Raw genomic sequence first — 17,504 nt, 5'->3', positions numbered from 1 at the left:
CCCTTAGAAGCGCACGTCGATGCGCGCGTAGTACTGGCCGCCGTTGGTGTCGTACGGCGAGTTACGAGAATAGACGAGACCACGGCTGGCCTGGAACACCGCCTCGTCAGGGTGGGTGTCGAAGACGTTCTCGGCGCCGACGCGGACGGTCATCTTGTCGTTGAACTTCCAGGCGGCGTTGACGTCGATGAAGGTGATCGCGCCGAACTGCTGGAAGATGTCGCCGGTCGCGTTGCCCGTCGAGTCCGTCCACTTGCCGTAGTAGCGGGCCCGCGCCAGCAGCTTCAGCTTGCCGACCGTGTAGCTGGCCGAACCGGTGAAGTTGTTCTTCGGGCGGGATTCCTCGAAGGTCCGGCGCGAGGTCTCGCTGGCGGTCAGCGAGCCCGAGGTCACCTTGGTTTCATTGTAGTTGTAGGCGCCGGTCAGGCCGAGCACGCCCGGGCCGACCGCATGGTCATAGTTGACCACCACGTCGATGCCGCGGGTGCGGGTGTCGAAGTCGTTGGTGAACCAGCTGATCGAGGTGAAGGACGTCGCGCCGGGCAGGCCCAGGGTGGCCAGCTGGGCCCGGATGGCCGGCGTCACTGTGATCGTCGGCGAGCTCGAGAAGCGGTCGTTGACGTCGATGCTGTAGCCGTCCACCGAGCCCGACAGGCCCACGTCCGTGCGCCACACCAGACCGCCGGCGAAGGTCTTGGACTTCTCGGGCTTCAGCGGCTTGGCGCCCAGGAAAGCGGCGACCGGGTTGACCGGCGACAGACGACCGGACGTGAAGAGCTGCAGGGTGACGGTGTCGAGGCCCTGCGAGGTGCTGGTGCTGTTCACCTGGCCCGGCGTCGGGGCGCGGAAGCCGGTGTTGTACGAGGCGCGGATCGCCACGTTCGGGGTGAACTCGTAGCGGCCGGCGACCTTGCCGTTCCAGGTCTCGCCGAAGTCGGAGAAGTGCTCGTAGCGGAGCGCGCCGTCCACGTTCAGCTTTTCCGTCAGGTCGGCGGCGACGTCCACATAGCCGGCGTAGCTGCGCTGGCTCCACGAGCCGGCCTGCTGGGGCGAGAAGCCCGGGAAGCCGTTCGAGTTGGGGGCCAGGCCCAGGGCCGCGCCGGGACCGACCGCGTAGGACGCCGGATCACCGGCCTCGATGCGGTAGGTCTCCTTGCGGGTCTCGGCGCCGAACGCAACGTTCAGCGGGTTGGCCAAGCCCGACACAGGCAGGCGCCACACCGCGTCGGCGTTCAGGTTCATCTCGCGCTGGACCAGACGACCCAGGTCGAAGTCGAACGGGCTGGCCGGGCCCATCGAGGCGTTGATCGAGTTGTTGAGGAAGAAGCGGCTCGCGTTCTGGCCGTACGAGGCGCTGAGGTCCCAGGTGAACACGTCGCTGGTGCGGTTGCGCACACCGGCCACGGCCTGGCCGTCACGGGCGTGGATGCCTTCGCGCGGCGTGAAGCCGGCCGGGTAGATCTTGTTCAGGTCGAAACCAGGGAACACCGAGACGATCTTGTAGATCGCCGGGTTGGCCGCCGGGTTGCGCCAGTTGATGTCGTTGATGCCGTCGGTCTTGCTGTAGCTGCCGAAGGCGTAGGCTTCGCCCACCGGACCCAACGGCAGCGCCGCGTCGGCGGCGAACTGCAGGGTCTTCAGGTCCGGATCGCCCCAGCGCTGCACCGGGTTGTCGACCTTGATGCCGCTGCTCTGCTGGAAGGCGATGGCGTCGGGCCGCTGGCGGCTGCGCGAGGTGGCGTCGGCCTTGGACCATTGGACCGTGGTCGTCAGGTGACCGCCGTCGCCGATCTCGACGCCGGCGTGGGCTCCCAGACGATAGGCCGTACCATCGCCCTCATAGAACTGGCCGGCCTGGCCGAAGGTCGAGAAGCCGGTCTTGTCGTCCAGCATGATGTTGATGACGCCGGCGATGGCGTCCGAACCGTACTGGGCCGAGGCGCCGTCGCGCAGCACTTCGATCCGGCCCACCGCGTAGTCCGGGATCTGCGCCAGATCAGGGCCCTGCGCGCCGCGCGAGCCCAGGAACGCCGAGCGGTGGAAGCGCTTGCCGTTGATCAGCACCAGCGTCTGGTCGGGCGACAGGTTGCGCAGCGTCGCCGGACGGATGAACTGCAGGCCGTCCGAGGTCGGCAGGCGCTGGACGATGAAGGTCGGAATCTGCTGGGCCAGGTTGGCCGCCAGCGACGGCGAGGCCGAGGCCTCGATCGACTCACGCGACAGCACGTCGACCGGCGCCAGGGTCGTGAACTTGGTGCGCCCGGCCTGACGGGTGCCGGTGACGACAACCGCGTCAACCTCGGTCACGGCCGCGGGCTCAGCCGCCGGCGCCGTTTCGGCCGCCTTGGCCGATTGCGCGGTCATCACCATCAGGCTGGTCGCCGCCAGCAACCAGGATTTCGAATACGAAGCCATGAACTTTTCCCCAGACCAATGGCTGGGCTAGCTGTCACGGTCGCATGACGGCGGTTTGGCTGTGCGGCTACGAATCTGTGACGCTCCACCGTCACGAAACCGTATCGGTTCCGCTCTAGCGGGGCGGCTCCTGACACGGATTCGGACCGCCTCGATGAGTCTGGCTCACCTCCGCTCGCGCTGGAGCTATCTGCGCGCGCAAGTCTCCCGGGTGACCCGGCGTGATGACGCGGAAGACTTGCTCCACGACGCCTGGGTGCGGATGACCGAGCGCGCGGCGGCCGTGGACAATGCCGAGGCCTTCCTGGTCCGCAGCGCCTCGAACGGCGGCCGCGACGCCTATCGCCGCGAGCGGCTCCAACCGCCCTCCTCCCAGGTCAGCGAGCTGCAGATCGCCGGCGTGCGCGACGACCTCCCGCTACAGGACGAGGCGCTGATCGCCCGCCACCGGCTGGAGCGCCTGCTGGCCGGTATCGATCAACTCAGCCCACGCACCCGCGAGGTGTTCTTGATGCACCGGCTGGACGGCCGTAAGCATCGCGAAATCGCCGCGCAGTTGGGCATCACCCAGAGCGCCGTCGAAAAGCACGTGGCCAAGGCCGTCGAGGTTCTGACCGATTGGATGGAAAATTGGTGACGGCGCCCGCTCCCGACGACCGCTCGACACCCGTCCGCGAAGCCGCGGCCTGGGTCGCGCGGCTGCACGCCGAGGATCGCTCCGCCGCCGATGAGGCCGCCTTCCGGTTCTGGATCGCCGCTGATCCAGCCAACGCCCAGGCGTTCGATCGCGCCTCGGCGGTCTGGGCCTCGGTCGGCGGCATCGCCGGTCGCATCCAGCGCACGCCCGAGCGCGCGCCGCCGCGTCGCGCGGTGCTGGCTGGGATGGCCGCGGCGGCGTTCGGCGGCGGCTTGGCCAGCTGGCGGGTCGCGCGGGCCGGCGTCTACGAGACCGCGATCGGCGAGCAGCGCCGCGTCACCCTGGCCGATGGCTCCCGGCTGCTGCTGGACACCGCCACCAAGCTGCGCGTGCGAATGCAGGACGACAGTCGCGAGATCCGCATCCATGCCGGCCGCGTTTGCCTGGAGCTGGCGGCCGATCCGCGCCCCTTCCTCATCAAGACCGACACGCGCCAGATCACCGCTCACAACGGCCAGTTGGACGTGCGTTGCGACAAGGGGGCGGCCGCGATCGTCGTCTCCGCCGGCCGGGTCGACGTCGATGGCGGCGGCGCGCCGCGCGCGCTGTCGGTGGGCGAGCGGCTGCGGGTCGGCCAGGACGGCGGCGCCGATGCGGTCGATCATCCCAACCTGGACGACCTGCTGGCTTGGCAGAGCGGCCGGGCCGTCTTCCGCGACGCCACCCTGGCCTCGGCCAGCGAGGAGATGAACCGCTACACCGAGCGCAAGCTGGTCGTCGCCGATCCCAACGTGGCGGCGCTGCGATTGAGCGGCGTCTACCGCGTGGGCGACACCGCCGCCTTCGCCAACGCCGTGGCCATGCTGCTGCCGGTCAAGGTGGTCCAGACCCCCGACGCCATCCGCATCGACGCCGTCTAAAAAGTTTCACGATTTCGGAAGTGAGGAAGACGGCTGCGAGATCGTCGAGTGGGCGCTCCGACTTCCGGAGCTGCGCCATTCGGGGATAATCATGAGCGTTGTACAACGGCGGGTGCGCCGTTCTTTGGCTGTGGGCGTCGCGCTCGCGGCTCTGTGGAGCGGCGTGGCCATGGCGCAGTCGCGCCTGGTGCACGTGCAGCTGCCGGCCCAGCCGATGGACCGCGCGCTGGAACAGCTGGCCAAGCAGAGCGGCGCCGACATCCTGTTCACCCAGGACGCGGTAAAGGGCCTGCGCGCCCCCAGCCTGAGCGGCGACTACGACGCCGAGACCGCCGTGCGCCACCTGCTGCAGGGCACTTCCCTGGTCGTCACGCAAGACAGCGCCGGCGCGCTGATCGTGCGGCGCCGCCGCCCTAGCGATGCGCCGGAGCAGACTTCGGCGCTGACCGAAGAACCCGTCCAGGTCGAGGACATCGTCGTCACCGGCATCGCCAACAGCCTGGCCCAGGCCCTGGACCAGAAGCGCAAGGCGACCAACGTCATCGACGTGGTCAAGGCCGAGGACATCGGCAAGTTCCCCGCCCAGAACATCGCCGAGGCGCTGCAACGCGTGCCGGGCGTGTCGATCGTCCGTGACCGCGGTGAAGGCGTCTTCGTCCGCGTGCGCGGCCTGGGCCCCTCGTTCGACATCGTCACCCTGAACGGCCGCACCGCCGCCGTGAACGAGAACGTCCGCGACGGCGGCACCACCGGCCGTCAGTTCCGCTTCGACACCTTCGCCTCCGAACTGGTCTCGGCCGTCGAGGTGATCAAGAGCCCCAAGGCCTCGCTGGACGAAGGCGGCATCGCCGGCATCGTCAACATGCGCACCTTCCGGCCGCTGGACTTCAAGGCGCCGACCGTGACCATGTCGGCGACGGGCAGCTATTCGCAGCTAGCTGACAAAGGCATCGATCCGCGCCTGTCCGGCTTGGCCGCCTGGCAGAACGAGGCCGGCACGCTGGGCCTTCTGGCCTCGGCGGTCTATGACGAGCGCACGGTGCGGCAGGACCGCATCATCCAGACCGGCTGGATCGACGGCCGGATCGACGCGGACGGCGACGGCGTCCTCGACCCCGGCACGATCCTGGTCCCCACGGCCAACCGTCCGACCCTGGAGCAGGAACACCGCCAGCGCGTCGGCCTCACGGGCGGACTGCAGTGGAAGCCGAACGACAATCTGCAGGTCAATCTGGACGCGCTGTGGAGCCGCCTGCAGATCGACTATGACGAGATGACCTACTCGTCGGACTTCCAGACCGCCTCGCCGCGCGCCATCGTGCCCGGCAGCGCCGTGATCACCGACGGGGTCCTGACCCACGCCACGGTCCAGACCAACACCCAGATCGGCCGCGAGGTCTCCAAGCTCGACTACCAGAGCCTGATCCTGGGCGGCAACGTCGCCTGGACGAAGGACAAATGGACCGTCGACGCCGACCTGACCTATAGCCGCGCCTATTCCAACACGCCCAAGCCGATCACCCGTTCGCGCCTGATCGGTCCGGTCGGTCTGGTGACCTTCGACTACGCCCTGGCCGGCGAGCGCCTGCCCAATCTGAATTTCGCGGCCAACCTCAACGATCCTAACCTGCTGCCGGGCCGCCGGATCGAATATCGCGTCAACGACTCCCTAGACCATGAAGCCGCGGCCAAGCTGGACGTGACGCGCGAGTTCGGCGACACCGGCATCACCGCCGTGCGCTTCGGCGCCAAGATTCAGGATCGCGGCCGGGACTATCACCGTCGCGACCTGACGCTGCTCAACGGCATCGTCGGCGTCAAATTCCCGATCGAGTTCTTCAATCCCTTCCCGGTGAAGGGCTTCCTCGGCTCGGTGGGCGGCGACCTGCCGCGTGAATGGCTGCAGCCGCGCCCGGACAAGTTCCTGGCCGCCTCGACCGACCTGCAGCAGCAACTGGCCGCCCCCCTGGCCCGGGGCGACCTGCGCAACTCCTACGAGGTCAAGGAACGGATCGGCGCGGGTTACGGCATGGCCGAGTTCAGCATCCCGGTCGGCGGCGTGACCCTGCGTGGCGATCTGGGCCTGCGCTATGCCAACACCCGGCAGACCTCGAACGGCTATCTGGACAACGGCACGTTCGCGCGTCCGGTCAGCTTCGTGCGCAGCTACGGCAACCTCCTGCCGTCGTTCAACCTGGCGGCGGAAATCACCAACGACTTCCAGATGCACCTGGCCGCATCGAAGGTGATCACCCGCCCGGCCCTGGCCGACATCGCCCCGCGCCTCAGCACGGCCACCAGCACCCAGCTGACCGCGGCGGGCGGCAATCCGGACCTGAAGCCGTTCGAGGCCTGGCAATACGACGCCACCGCCGAATGGTACTTCGCGCCGTCCAGCGCGCTGATCGGTGGGGTGTTCTACAAGGACATCACGACCTTCGTCTTCGCCCAGACCAAGCCCTTCCTGATCGACGGCGTCAGCTATCAGCTGACCGCGCCGCAGAACGGCGGCGGGGCCTATGTCTACGGCGCCGAGCTGGCCTACCAGCAAACCTTCAAGTTCCTGCCCGCGCCGTTCGACGGCCTGGGCTTCCTGGCCAACTACACCCACACCGAAAGCCAGGGCACCTATTCGACCGCCGCCGGCGTCGTCACCAAGGACGACCTGGTCGACGTGGCCAAGGACAGCTTCAGCGCCACGGCGTTCTACGAGAAGGGCGGCGCAGCCATTCGCCTGACCTATTCGTGGCGCGGCAACGTGTTGCGCGATGTCGGCGGCGCGGGTCTGGCGGCGACCAACGACAAGGCGTTCGGGTCGCTCGACTACGACATCTCCTACGACCTGACGCCGAAGGTCTCGGTCTCGTTCCAGGGCATCAACCTGACCGACGCCGTGCAGTGGAACTACGTCCGCAAGGACCGCTTCGCTGGCTACACCAACTACGGCCGGACCTTCCTGTTCGGCGTGCGCGCCCGCTTCTAAGCGCGCCGAAAATCCGGGCGGCGCTCCCCTTCGTCGCCCGGATCCCCCTTCCTTTTCGAAGAAAGCACGGACATGCGCGTAAGATCGCTTCTGGCCGCCCTGATGCTGTCGGCCTCGCCCGCCCTCGCCCACGCCGCACCCAAGGCGCCGGTGATCCCGCCCGTCGCCAGCCTGCAGGACGGGACCTGGCTGAAGGGCGACCTGCACCTGCACTCGCGCCACAGCAAGGAATCCACCAACAACCCGGTGAAGAAGATCATCGCCTTCGCCGAGAAGGTCGGCTTCGACTTCATCGCCATCACCGATCACGACAACCATGTCGACGGCGACGTCGCCCACAACACCTGGGTCGATCCGGAGCTGAAGTCGGACAAGGTGCTGCTGCTCTACGGCGCCGAATGGACCACCCATCGTGGCCACGGCAACGTCTTCTCGGCCAAGCCCTACGAGCACCAGCGCCTGTACGACGTGCGCGACGAGCGTGACGCCAAGATCCTGGCGGTGAAGAAGAGCCTGGGCATTCACCTGTCGGCCAACCACCCGATCGGCAAGGACAATTTCGGCTTCTCCTACGACATCGTCGACTCGATCGAGGTCTGGAACTCGGCGATGTGGCCCAAGAACGCCAACGCCATCATGATCTGGGACGACATGCTGAAGTCGGGTCGCAAGCTGACCGGTCGCGGCGGCAGCGACGCCCACCACGGCGTCCCGGATACCCCGGCCGACGCCAAGCCCAACAGCGTCCAGGCCACCGCCAACTATGTCGGCACCCCGACCACCTGGGTCTTCGCCAAGACCCGCACGCCGCAGGGCGTGGTCGACGCCCTGACCAACGGCCGGGTCGCGGTCAGCGCCAATCCCTACGCGCCGCGCGTCGAGCTCTATGCAGACGTGGACGCCGACGGGAAGATGGACATGATGATGGGCGACAACGCCAAGCCCACCGGCAAGCCCGTCCACTTCCGCGTCCAGCTGACCGGCAAGGCGATCCCGGCCGACGGCGCCTACACCGTCACGGTGATCAAGGACGGCGAGGTGCTCGGCCGTTATCCGGCGCAGGGCCCCGAGCCGAAGGTCGAGTTCGACGACACCCCCGCCACGACCGGCCGCACCTACTACCGCGTCCAGGTCGAGGGTACGCCGACGGCCTATCCGGAGGTCCCCGGCTCCATGGCGCTGAGCGGGAACATGGTCGGCCTGTCGAACCCGATCTACTTCAACTTCGATCCGAACTTCTGACGAAAGCTGGTGCGGCCCAATCCGGCCAGCAGCGTAGCGCCTTGATGAAAGAACTCGGGCGGCCTTCGAGGAAGGCCGCCCGAACAGGGTCTAGAGGATGAAGTCCGAGGCGCTCAGCGTGGTGAGGCCCTGCAAGGTGACATTGAAGTCCGCCACGCCGTCACCGTTCCAGTCGCCCGAGAAGACGACGCCCTCCGAGGTGACCGAGTAGCGAAGCTGGCCCTGGGAGTTGGTGAAGGCCCCCGTGCCGATCCAGATGAAGGCCTCGTTGCCGCCACCACCGCCGACCGGAATGGCGTCGATCGTCGAGAGATCGATCTTGTCCACGCCGCGAACGAAGTCGGTGATGACGTCCCAGGCGCCTTCGGACACGGTGTTGTAGTCGAAGATGTCGGCCCCGGCGCCGCCGGTCATGGTGTCGGCGCCCAGGTTGCCGATGATCCGGTCTGCTCCCGTCGAGCCAACGAAGATGTCGTCCCCGCCCTTCAGGTCGATATAGGCGATGTCGCTGACGGCGATGTTGGTCAGGTTGAAGTTGTCGTTCCCGTCCGTGAAGGCCAGGCCGACATTGCCATAGCCATGGCCGGTGATGGCCTCGATGTTGGTCATCGCGCTGACGCCGATGATCACGCCGACGTTCCAGGCCGCCAGGGTGTCGTAGCCGGAGCCGCCATCGACAATGTCGGTGTCGCCATAGGCGGTGAACCAGAACAGGTCATCGCCGCTCTCGCCATAGATCGTGTCGAAGCCACGATCCCCCATGATGATGTCGTTGCCGTACGTGGCGTGGATCGTGTCGTCGCCGTATTCGCTGTTGATGTAGCGGATGTCCTTCAGGACGACCCCGCGCAGGTCGATGTCGTCATTGCCGGCCGTGCCGTGGATCTCGACGAGCGCCACCGTGCTGCCCACGACCTCCTCGATCCCGTCGAAATTGAACGGGATGTAGACGTTGCCGCCCCCGGCATAGACGATCTTGTCGTAGCCGGCGCCGCCGTGGACCAGGTCCAGGCCGTTGCCGAACTCGACCTGGATGATGTCGTCGCCGTCGCCCGCCCAGATGACGTCGTCGCCGCCGCCGCCGTTGACGACGTCGTTGCCGGCGGTGCCGTAGAACGTGTCGTTGCCGTTGTTCAGGTGGAACTTGACGTTGCCCGTCACCTTCACGTCGCGAAGGTCGATCGTGTTGGCCAGGGTCGAGCTGACGAAGCTGACGCCCGTATATCCGCCGTCCGAGATCTCCTCGATATTGACCATCGAGGCGACTTCGATGGCGGTGCCCGCCACGTTGGCGACCAGCACGTCCCAGCCCGAGCCGCCGTCGACGATGACGTCGTAGTGCCCGTTGACGTTCTGGTACATGAAGATGTCATCGCCGGCGCCGCCATAGAGGCTGTCCGCACCGGCCGCGCCGTAGAACTTGTCGTTGCCGTTGCTGCCGGTGATGTTGTCGGTGGTGATGCCGCCGGAGATCAGCGCGATCCCCTCCAGCTGATACGTCGAGAAGTCAAAGGTCCAGGGCAGGCTGCCGTACTGCGGCGAGATGGCCACGCCGGTGAAGCCGCCGCTGCTGATCTTCTCGATCCCGGTGATGCTCGACCACTGGATGCTCATGTTGTTGGCGTTGGCGCGGAGCACGTCGACCCCGTCCCCGCCGTCATAGGCGTCGAAGCCGCCGCCCGCATTGACGATCAGGACGTCGTCACCCGCGTCGCCGTTGAGGATGTCGGCGTCGCCGTTACCCTCGAGGATGTCGTTGCCGTCACCGCCGTTCAGCGTGTCGGTTCCGTAGTCCCCGTACAGCAGGTCATTGCCGCCATTTCCGTAGATCGTGTCGTTGCCGTCCCCGCCCCGCATGGTGTCGGGGCTGGAGCCGCCGATCAGGGTGTCGTTGCCGGCAAGGCCGTTGACCACCACCCCGATCAGCGTCTTGTCGGTGAAGTCCATGGTGTCGGCGGCGCTGCTGCCGCCGATGGTCACGCCGGTGAAACCGCCGCTGGAGAACACTTCGATGCCGTTCATCCCGGACACGCCGATCTGGACGTTGTTCGCCGTCGCCTGGACGGTGTCGATCCCGGCGCCGCCGTCGAAGTTGTCGGCGACGGTGGCGAGGTCCGCGCCCACCAGGAAGGTGTCGTCGCCGTCGTCGCCGTACAGGGCGTCGTAGCCGGCGCCGCCATCGATGATGTCGTTGCCGCCGCCGCCGTAGATCGTGTCGTTGCCGGCGTCGCCCTTGAGGGTGTCCGCGATCCGGGTGCCCCAGGCCGTGTCGTTCCCCGCGCCAAGGCTGATGATCATCCCGCCGGTGGACAGGACGTCGCCGAAGTCGATGGTGTCGTTGCCGGCGGATCCGCCGATCGTGACGCCCGTGAAGCCGCCGTTGGAGAAGGCCTCGACGCCGCTCACCGACGTGACGCTGAGGACGACATTGTTGGCCGTGGCCTGGATGGTGTCGTAGCCCAGGCTGCCGGAGACGTTGTCCGAGCCGGCGCCGGCGCCCATCAGGAAGATGTCGTCGCCCGCATCGCCCAAGAGGATATCGTTGGCGGCGCCGCCGATGATGATGTCGTTGCCCTCGCCACCGTCGATGGTGTCGGCGTCGGCGCCGCCGTCGATGGTGTCATTGCCGACCTGGCCATAGATCGTGTCGAGACCGGCGCTGCCCAGCAGGTTGTCGTCACCGAGGCCGCCGTAGATCGTGTCGGCGTCGGCGCCGCCGTCGATCGAGTCGTTGCCGCCGCCGCCCCAGAGGGTGTCGTTCCCGGCGTCGCCTTTGAGGATGTCGACGTTCTCCGAGCCATAGATCAGGTCATCGCCCGCGCCGCCGCCGATGCCGACCCCGCCCGTGGTGACGAAGTCGCTGAAGTTCATCTGGTCCGCGCCAGCGGTGCCGGCCAGCGTGACGTTGGCGAACCCCCCGGTGGAAAGCGCCTCGATCCCGCCGAAGCGGAAGTACGCGCCGAGGGTGATCACGACGTTGGCGGCCGAGGCCTGGACGGTATCGTAGCCGGCGCCGCCCTCGAACTCGTCAACGCCGGCGCCAGCGCCGATCAGGAAGATATCGTCGCCGTCGCCGGCCCAAAGCAGGTCGTTCCCGATCCCACCCTCGATGATATCGTTGCCACCTCCTCCTTTGATGAAGTCGGCCCCGGCGTCGCCCTTGAGGTTGTCGGCGCCGGCGGACCCCGTCAGCCAATCATCGCCGGCGCCGCCGACGATGGCTGCGATGCCGGTGAGCGTGACGTTGGAGAAGTCCAGACTGTCGCTGCCGGCGCCGGCGTTGACCCCGGTGATCGTGACATTGGCGAAGCCGCCGCTGGAGATCACCTCGATCCCGGTCGCCCCGGCGAGATTGATCACGACGTTGGCGGCCGTCGCCTTGATGGTGTCGTAGCCCGCGCCGCCGTCGTATTGGTCCGAACCCATGCCCGCGCCGACCAGGAAGATGTCGTCCCCGGCGCCGCCGTTCAACGTGTCGTCCCCAAGGCCCGCGATGATCGTGTCGGCGCCCGACGAGCCGACAACGGTGTCGTTCCCGGCGCCGGCGTCGATGCTGATCCCCGCGCCGATGGTGACGCCTGTGAGGTTTATGGTGTCGGCGTTCGCGGAGCCGGCAATGGACACGCCGGTGTAGCCGTTGCTGGAGATCTCCTCGATGCCGGTGATCGACGTGATGCCGATGACCGTGTTGCGGTCGGCGGCCTTGATGATGTCGTAGCCCGCGCCGCCGTCGAAGGTCTCAAAGCCCTCGGACCCGCCAACGATGAAGGTGTCGTCGCCAGCGCCGCCATTCCAGGTGTCGTTGCCGAAGTTGCCGCCCAGGATGTCGTTGCCGTCGCCGCCGTTCAGGACGTCGTTGCCGTCGCCGCCGTTGATCGTGTCGGCGCCCAGCCCGCCGTTGAGCGTGTCGTTCCCCGCCTCGCCATTGATCTTGTCGTCGCTGCTCGAGCCGGTGATCGTGTCGTCGCCCGCGCCGGCGTTGATGGTCGGCGCCCACGGGATCAAGATGTTCGTGAAGTCCATCGTGTCGGCGCCGGTGGTTCCAGCGAAGCTGGCCCCGTACTTGCCGTTCAGGGAGAAGGCCTCGATGCCCGTTATCGACTTGATCGTGATGGCGACGTTGTTGTCGGTCAGCATGATCGTGTCGTAGCCGGCGCCGCCGTCATAGACGTCGCTGCCCTCGTTCTGGGAGATCGTGAAGACGTCGTCGCCCGCGCCGCCATTCAGGATATCGTCGCCCGCGCCGCCGATGATGGTGTCGTTACCGTCGCCGCCGTTCAGGGTGTCGACACCGTCGCCGCCGTTCAGCGTGTCATTGCCAAGACCGCCGTTCAGCGTGTCGATCCCGGCTTCGCCGAACATGTTGTCGTTCCCGGCCGAGCCGGTGATCACGTCGTTGCCCGTGCCGGCCAGGATCTGCGGCGTCCCCACGATCAGGACGTTCGTGAAATCCAGCGTGTCGTTGCCGGTCGTGCCGGTGATGTTGACCCCGTACTTGCCGTTCGTGGAGATCGCCTCGATCCCCGTCAGCGACTTGATGCCGATGTTGACGTAGAGATCCGTCACCGTGATCGTGTCGTAACCGGCGCCGCCGTCGAAGACCTCGAAGCCCTCTTCTTGGCCGAGGACGAACGTGTCGTCGCCCGCGCCGCCGTTCATGATGTCGTCGCCCGCGCGGCCCCAGAGGGTGTCATTGCCGTCGCCGCCGTTCAGCGTGTCGACGCCGTCGCCACCGTTCAGCGTGTCATTGCCCAGGCCGCCATTCAGCGTGTCGTTCCCCGCCTCGCCGGAGATGTTGTCGGCGCCCGCCGAACCGGTGACCGTGTCATTGCCCGCGCCGAGCAGGATCTGCTCCACGCCCGTGATCGCGACGTTCGTGAAGTCCAGCGTGTCGGCGCCGGTCGTGCCGGTGATGTTGACGCCGTAGTAGCCGTTCGTGGCGATGGCCTCGATCCCGCTCAACGACCTGATGCCGATGTCGACATAGTTCCAGTTGGGATTGATGACGTCGTAGCCGTCGCCGCCGTTATAGGCGTCGATGCCCTCCACCTGGCCGACGACGAAGGTGTCGTTGCCGGCTCCGCCGTTCAGGGTGTCGTCACCCGGCCCGGCGATGATGACGTCATCGCCGGCTCCGCCGGTCAGGGTATCGTTGCCGGCCCCGCCGTCCAGTTGCCAGTCCTGAACGTCCGACGCGCTGACCGTGTAGGTGTTGGCGGCCGTGGTGCCGGTCCAGGTGAAGTCGATCTTGTCGACCAGCGTGATGACGAAGTTGTTGGTGCTGGTCAGCAGGCCGTCGCTGGCCAGGACGGTGATGGTGTGGGTCGACTGGGTGTCGTGGTCCAGCAGCGCGCCGTTGGCCACGGTGACCACGCCCGTCGTGGTGTTGATCGCGAAGCGGCCGCCGGCGTTGTTGCTCAGGCTGTAGGTCACCGCGCCGCCGTGCGGATCCTGCACGGAGACCGCCAGGCCAGCGACCACCGTCCCGTTGGCGGCCGACTCGTTGACGGTGTTGGCGCCGGCGTTGGTGTCGGCGATAACCGGCGCGGCGTTGGTCACCGTAATGGTGAAGGTCGAGCTGGCGGCGCTCCCGCCGCTGGCGGCCTGGACGGTGATCTGGTGCGAGGTCGCGGCCTCGAAGTTCAGCAGGTTGGCGTTGGCGACGGTAACCACGCCGGTCACCGGGTCGATGGCGAAGCGGCCGCCGGCGTTGTCCAGCAGGCTGTAGGTCAGCGGGCCGCCGTTGATGTCGACGGTGGTGATGGCCAGGCCCGCGACGGCGGCGCCGTTGACCGCCGCTTCCGAGATCGTGTTGGCGGTCGGATCGGCGTCCGTCGGCGCGTCGTTGGCGACGTTGCTGACCGCGATGGTGAAGGTCTGGCTGCTGAACGCGCCCTGACCGTCTGTGGCGCGGACGGTGATCTGGTGCGAGGCGGCGGTCTCGAAGTTCAGCTTGGAGCCATCCGCCACGCTGACCACGCCCGTCGTCGCGTCGATGGTGAAGCGGCCGCCCGCGTCGTCGGACAGGCTGTAGCTGACCGAACCCGTCTTAGGCTCGGTCGCCGTGGCGGTGATACCAACCAGCGTACCGTTGGCGGCGTCTTCCGACACGGTGTTGACGGTCGCGTCGGCGTCGGTCGGAACGCTGGGCGGAGCATTGGCCACGTCGATGGTGAAGCTGGTGTCGCTGGTCCCGGAGCCGTCGGTGGCGCGGACGGTGATCACGTGCGAAGGCGCGGCTTCGAAGTCCAGCAGGCTGGCGTCGACGACGGTGACCACGCCGGTCGTGGCGTTGATCGCGAAGCGTCCGCCGGCGTCGTCGACCAGGCTGTAGATCACCCCGCCGTTCGGGTCGGCGGCGGTAATCGTCAGCCCACTGACGACCACACCATTGACGGCCGCCTCGGAGATGCTGTTGGCGGCGGCGTTGGTGTCCGCTGGCGCGGCGACCACCACGTTGGTGACGGCGATCGTGAAGCTGGCCGACGCAGTGGCCGCGCCGTCGCTGACCTGGACGGTGACCTGGTGCGAGGCGGCGCTCTCGAAGTTCAGCTTGGTCGCGTCGGCGACCGTGACCACGCCGGTCGTGGCGTCGATCTTGAAGCGGCCGCCGGCGTCATCCAGCAAGCTGTAGGTCAGCGGGCCGCCATTGACGTCGGTCGCGCCGACGGTGAGACCGACCGTCGCTCCCGTCGCCGCGCCCTCGGCCACCGTGTTGGCGGCGGTGTCGGAATCGATCGGCGCCGTCGGCGCCACGTCGCTCACCGCGATGGTGAAGGTCTGGCTGCTGGTCGAGCCCAGAGTGTCGGCGGCGCGAACGGTGATCTGGTGCGAAGCCGCGGTCTCGAAGTTCAGCTTCGTGGCGTCGGCCACGGTCACCACGCCGGTCGCGGCGTCGATCTTAAAGCGGCCGCCAGCGTCGTCGCTCAGGCTGTAGGTCACCGCGCCGGACTTGGCGTCGGCCGCCGAAGCGGTGATCCCGACGCTGGCGCCGTTGGCGACGCCTTCCGACACCGTGTTGGCGGCCGTATCGGCGTCCGTCGGCGTGGTCGGCGCGACATTGGTCACGGCGATGGTGAAGACGGTCTCGGTGTTGGCGGTCCCGTCGCTGGCGCGGACGGTGATCTGATGCGAGGTCGCGACGGCGGCGTCGATCAGGCTGGCGTCGGCCACGGTGACCACGCCGGTCGCGGCGTTGATCGCGAAGCGGCCGCCGGCGTTGTCGATCAGGCTGTAGGTCACGCCGCCATTGGGGTCGGTCGCGGCGGCGGTGATCCCGACCACCGCGCCGTTCGCGGCGGTCTCGGTCACCGTGTTGGCGGCGGCGTCGGAGTCCGCCGGCGCGCTCGGCGCGACATTGCCGACCGCGATCGTGACATTGGCCGACGAGGTCGCCGTCCCGTCGCTGACCTGGACGGTGATCTGATGCGAAGCGGCGCTTTCGAAGTTCAGCTTGCTGGCGTCGGCGACCGTGACCACGCCGGTCGCGGCGTTGATCGTGAAGCGACCGCCGGCGTCGTCCGTCAGCGACCAGGTCAAGGTCTGGCCGGCGTCCGGATCGGTCGCGCTCAGCGTCAGGCCGGCGACGACGGTCCCGTTGGACGCGCCCTCGGCGATCGTGTTGGTCGCGCTGTCGCCGTCGGTCGGCGCGCCGGGCGCGGTGTTGACGGGCGTGGGCGTCGGCAGGTCGATGATCGTGGAGCCGAACTTCAGGTGCTCGACGCCGGTCAGGGTGTCGGTCCCGTCGGGGCCGGTGATCGTGGCCGAGACCTTGTCGCCGCTCCAGACGTAGTCGCCCGCCGCGCCCGAGAACACCGCCGTATCGTCGCCCGCGCCGCCGTTGAGCACATCGTCGCCGGCCCCGCCATCCAGCAGGTCGTCGCCGTCGTCGCCGTTCAGGGTGTCGGCGTCGAGGCCGCCCGAAATCTGGTCGTTACCCGCGCCGCCAAAAACCAGATCGGCATTGTCAGGCGCGCCTTCGTCGCCCGCATAGATGTCGTCACCCGCGCTCAGGTTCTTCGTATACATGGCTGCCCAACCCCGCTGATCGAGGCGGCGCGCCTCGATTCATTTCGGAGCAGACACATGGCGACCTAAGATTGACTAGCGGGGTTTTGTTACAGCCCTGGATTTACCTGTGGACAACTGAAGGTTGATAAAACCTTAAAGCTCAGACCTCGGAGCACCCAGGCGACCAGGGCGTGGCCAACCTTCGCGGATCGTATAGTTGCGGCCATCAGGAACCAAGGGCGCGCCAGCCATCAACGACACGGATCATCCAATGAGGAGACCGCGTCTTGGCGCCCCTGCCCCCTGCCCTACGCCGTGCGCCGAAGGCCCTGGCCGTCCTCGGCGCCTGCCTGATCCAGACCGCCTGCGGCCAGGACAAGCTCGCGGCCTCCAGCCCCAAGCCGGCGAAGGTCGAGGCCATCGGCCACGAGACCGAACTGATGCGCCTGACGCTGACGCCGCAAGCCGAGGCCCGACTGGGGCTGGAATATGCGCGGGTCGAGAACGGCTCGGCGCGCCAGAGCCGCGTGACCCACGGCGAGGTCATGGCCGCTCCGGTCGCCGGAGGCCTGCCGATCACCACCGCTCAGGATCTCGGCGCCCTGGCCGCCGCCCAGGCTCGGGCTGACGGCGAGGTCGGACGCCTGACCGCCGAGGCCGAGGTCGCCCGCCGGGCCTTCGATCGCGCCCAGGCCCTGGTCCGCGAAGGCGCGGGTAGTCTTCGAGCGCAGGATGAGGCCGAGTCAGCCCTCGGCGCCGCCAGCGCCAATCTCGCCGCCGCTCGCCAGCAGCGCGCGTTGCTGGGTCCCCGCCTCACCGGCGCCACGAGAGCCGCCAATGTCTGGGTAAAGGTCCCGGTCTTCGTCGCCGACCTGGCCCGACTGGACCGCGCTGGCCTGGCTCAGGTGCGGCCGTTGGGCGAGGACCAGCCTATGGCCGCGCGCCCGGTGTCGGGGCCGCCCTCGGCGAGCCCCACCGCCGGGGCCGTGGATCTCTACTACGCCGTCGCCAATCCGAATGGTCGCCTGCGCCTGGGTGAGCGCGTCGCCGTCGCCCTGCCGGTGCGAGGCGAAGAGACGGGCCTCGTCGTCCCCGCCTCGGCCTTGCTGAACGACATCCACGGCGGCGAGTGGGTCTATGTCCGCACCAAGCCCCGGACCTTCGAGCGGCGGCGTATCGAGTCGGCCAGCCAGCAGGACGGTCGCGTCGTGCTGGCGCGCGGCCTGAGCGCGGGCGTCGAGGTGGTCTCCGCCGGCGCGGCCGAACTGTTCGGCACGGAATTCGGAGCCAAGTAACC

Annotated in this window: 7 protein-coding genes; 5 read left to right on the top strand and 2 right to left on the bottom strand. The window is 67.8% G+C overall.

Annotation, left to right across the window (positions count from 1 at the left end; all coding sequences use genetic code 11):
- Positions 1-3 precede the first annotated feature (3 nt).
- Entirely contained in the window at positions 4-2,415 is a 2,412-nt protein-coding gene (locus AC07NI_RS04140; protein ID WP_494616405.1) for a TonB-dependent receptor plug domain-containing protein, read from the bottom strand.
- A 154-nt stretch (positions 2,416-2,569) separates the two neighbouring features.
- Here AC07NI_RS04140 and AC07NI_RS04135 point away from each other — a divergent pair, with 154 nt between their 5' ends.
- From AC07NI_RS04135 to AC07NI_RS04120, 4 genes are all read left to right on the top strand, one after another.
- Positions 2,570-3,052 carry an RNA polymerase sigma factor gene (locus AC07NI_RS04135; RefSeq protein ID WP_494616404.1) on the top strand — a complete coding sequence of 161 codons (483 nt, stop codon included), beginning with the start codon at positions 2,570-2,572 and terminating at the stop codon, positions 3,050-3,052.
- Positions 3,049-3,972, top strand: coding sequence for a FecR family protein (locus AC07NI_RS04130; protein WP_494616403.1), 924 nt, complete (start codon positions 3,049-3,051; stop codon positions 3,970-3,972). The genes AC07NI_RS04135 and AC07NI_RS04130 overlap by 4 nt, the downstream gene beginning before the upstream one ends.
- A gap of 91 nt (positions 3,973-4,063) precedes the next feature.
- The gene (locus tag AC07NI_RS04125; RefSeq protein WP_494616402.1) at positions 4,064-6,955 is read left to right on the top strand and encodes a TonB-dependent receptor; all 2,892 of its coding nucleotides are present in this window, start codon (positions 4,064-4,066) and stop codon (positions 6,953-6,955) included.
- A gap of 72 nt (positions 6,956-7,027) precedes the next feature.
- Entirely contained in the window at positions 7,028-8,197 is a 1,170-nt protein-coding gene (locus AC07NI_RS04120; protein ID WP_494616401.1) for a CehA/McbA family metallohydrolase, read from the top strand.
- A 90-nt stretch (positions 8,198-8,287) separates the two neighbouring features.
- On the opposite strand, the gene AC07NI_RS04115 is transcribed toward AC07NI_RS04120, so the two are convergent.
- A complete protein-coding gene (locus AC07NI_RS04115; RefSeq protein ID WP_494616400.1) occupies positions 8,288-16,225 on the bottom strand; it encodes a beta strand repeat-containing protein in 7,938 nt (2,645 codons plus the stop codon).
- 269 nt (positions 16,226-16,494) lie between these two features.
- Here AC07NI_RS04115 and AC07NI_RS04110 point away from each other — a divergent pair, with 269 nt between their 5' ends.
- The gene (locus AC07NI_RS04110; protein WP_494616399.1) at positions 16,495-17,502 is read left to right on the top strand and encodes an efflux RND transporter periplasmic adaptor subunit; all 1,008 of its coding nucleotides are present in this window, start codon (positions 16,495-16,497) and stop codon (positions 17,500-17,502) included.
- Positions 17,503-17,504: the final 2 nt, after the last annotated feature.

The organism is Caulobacter sp. GW821-FHT10E02 (assembly GCF_059415225.1).
This window is presented reverse-complemented; position numbering and strand designations above follow the sequence as displayed.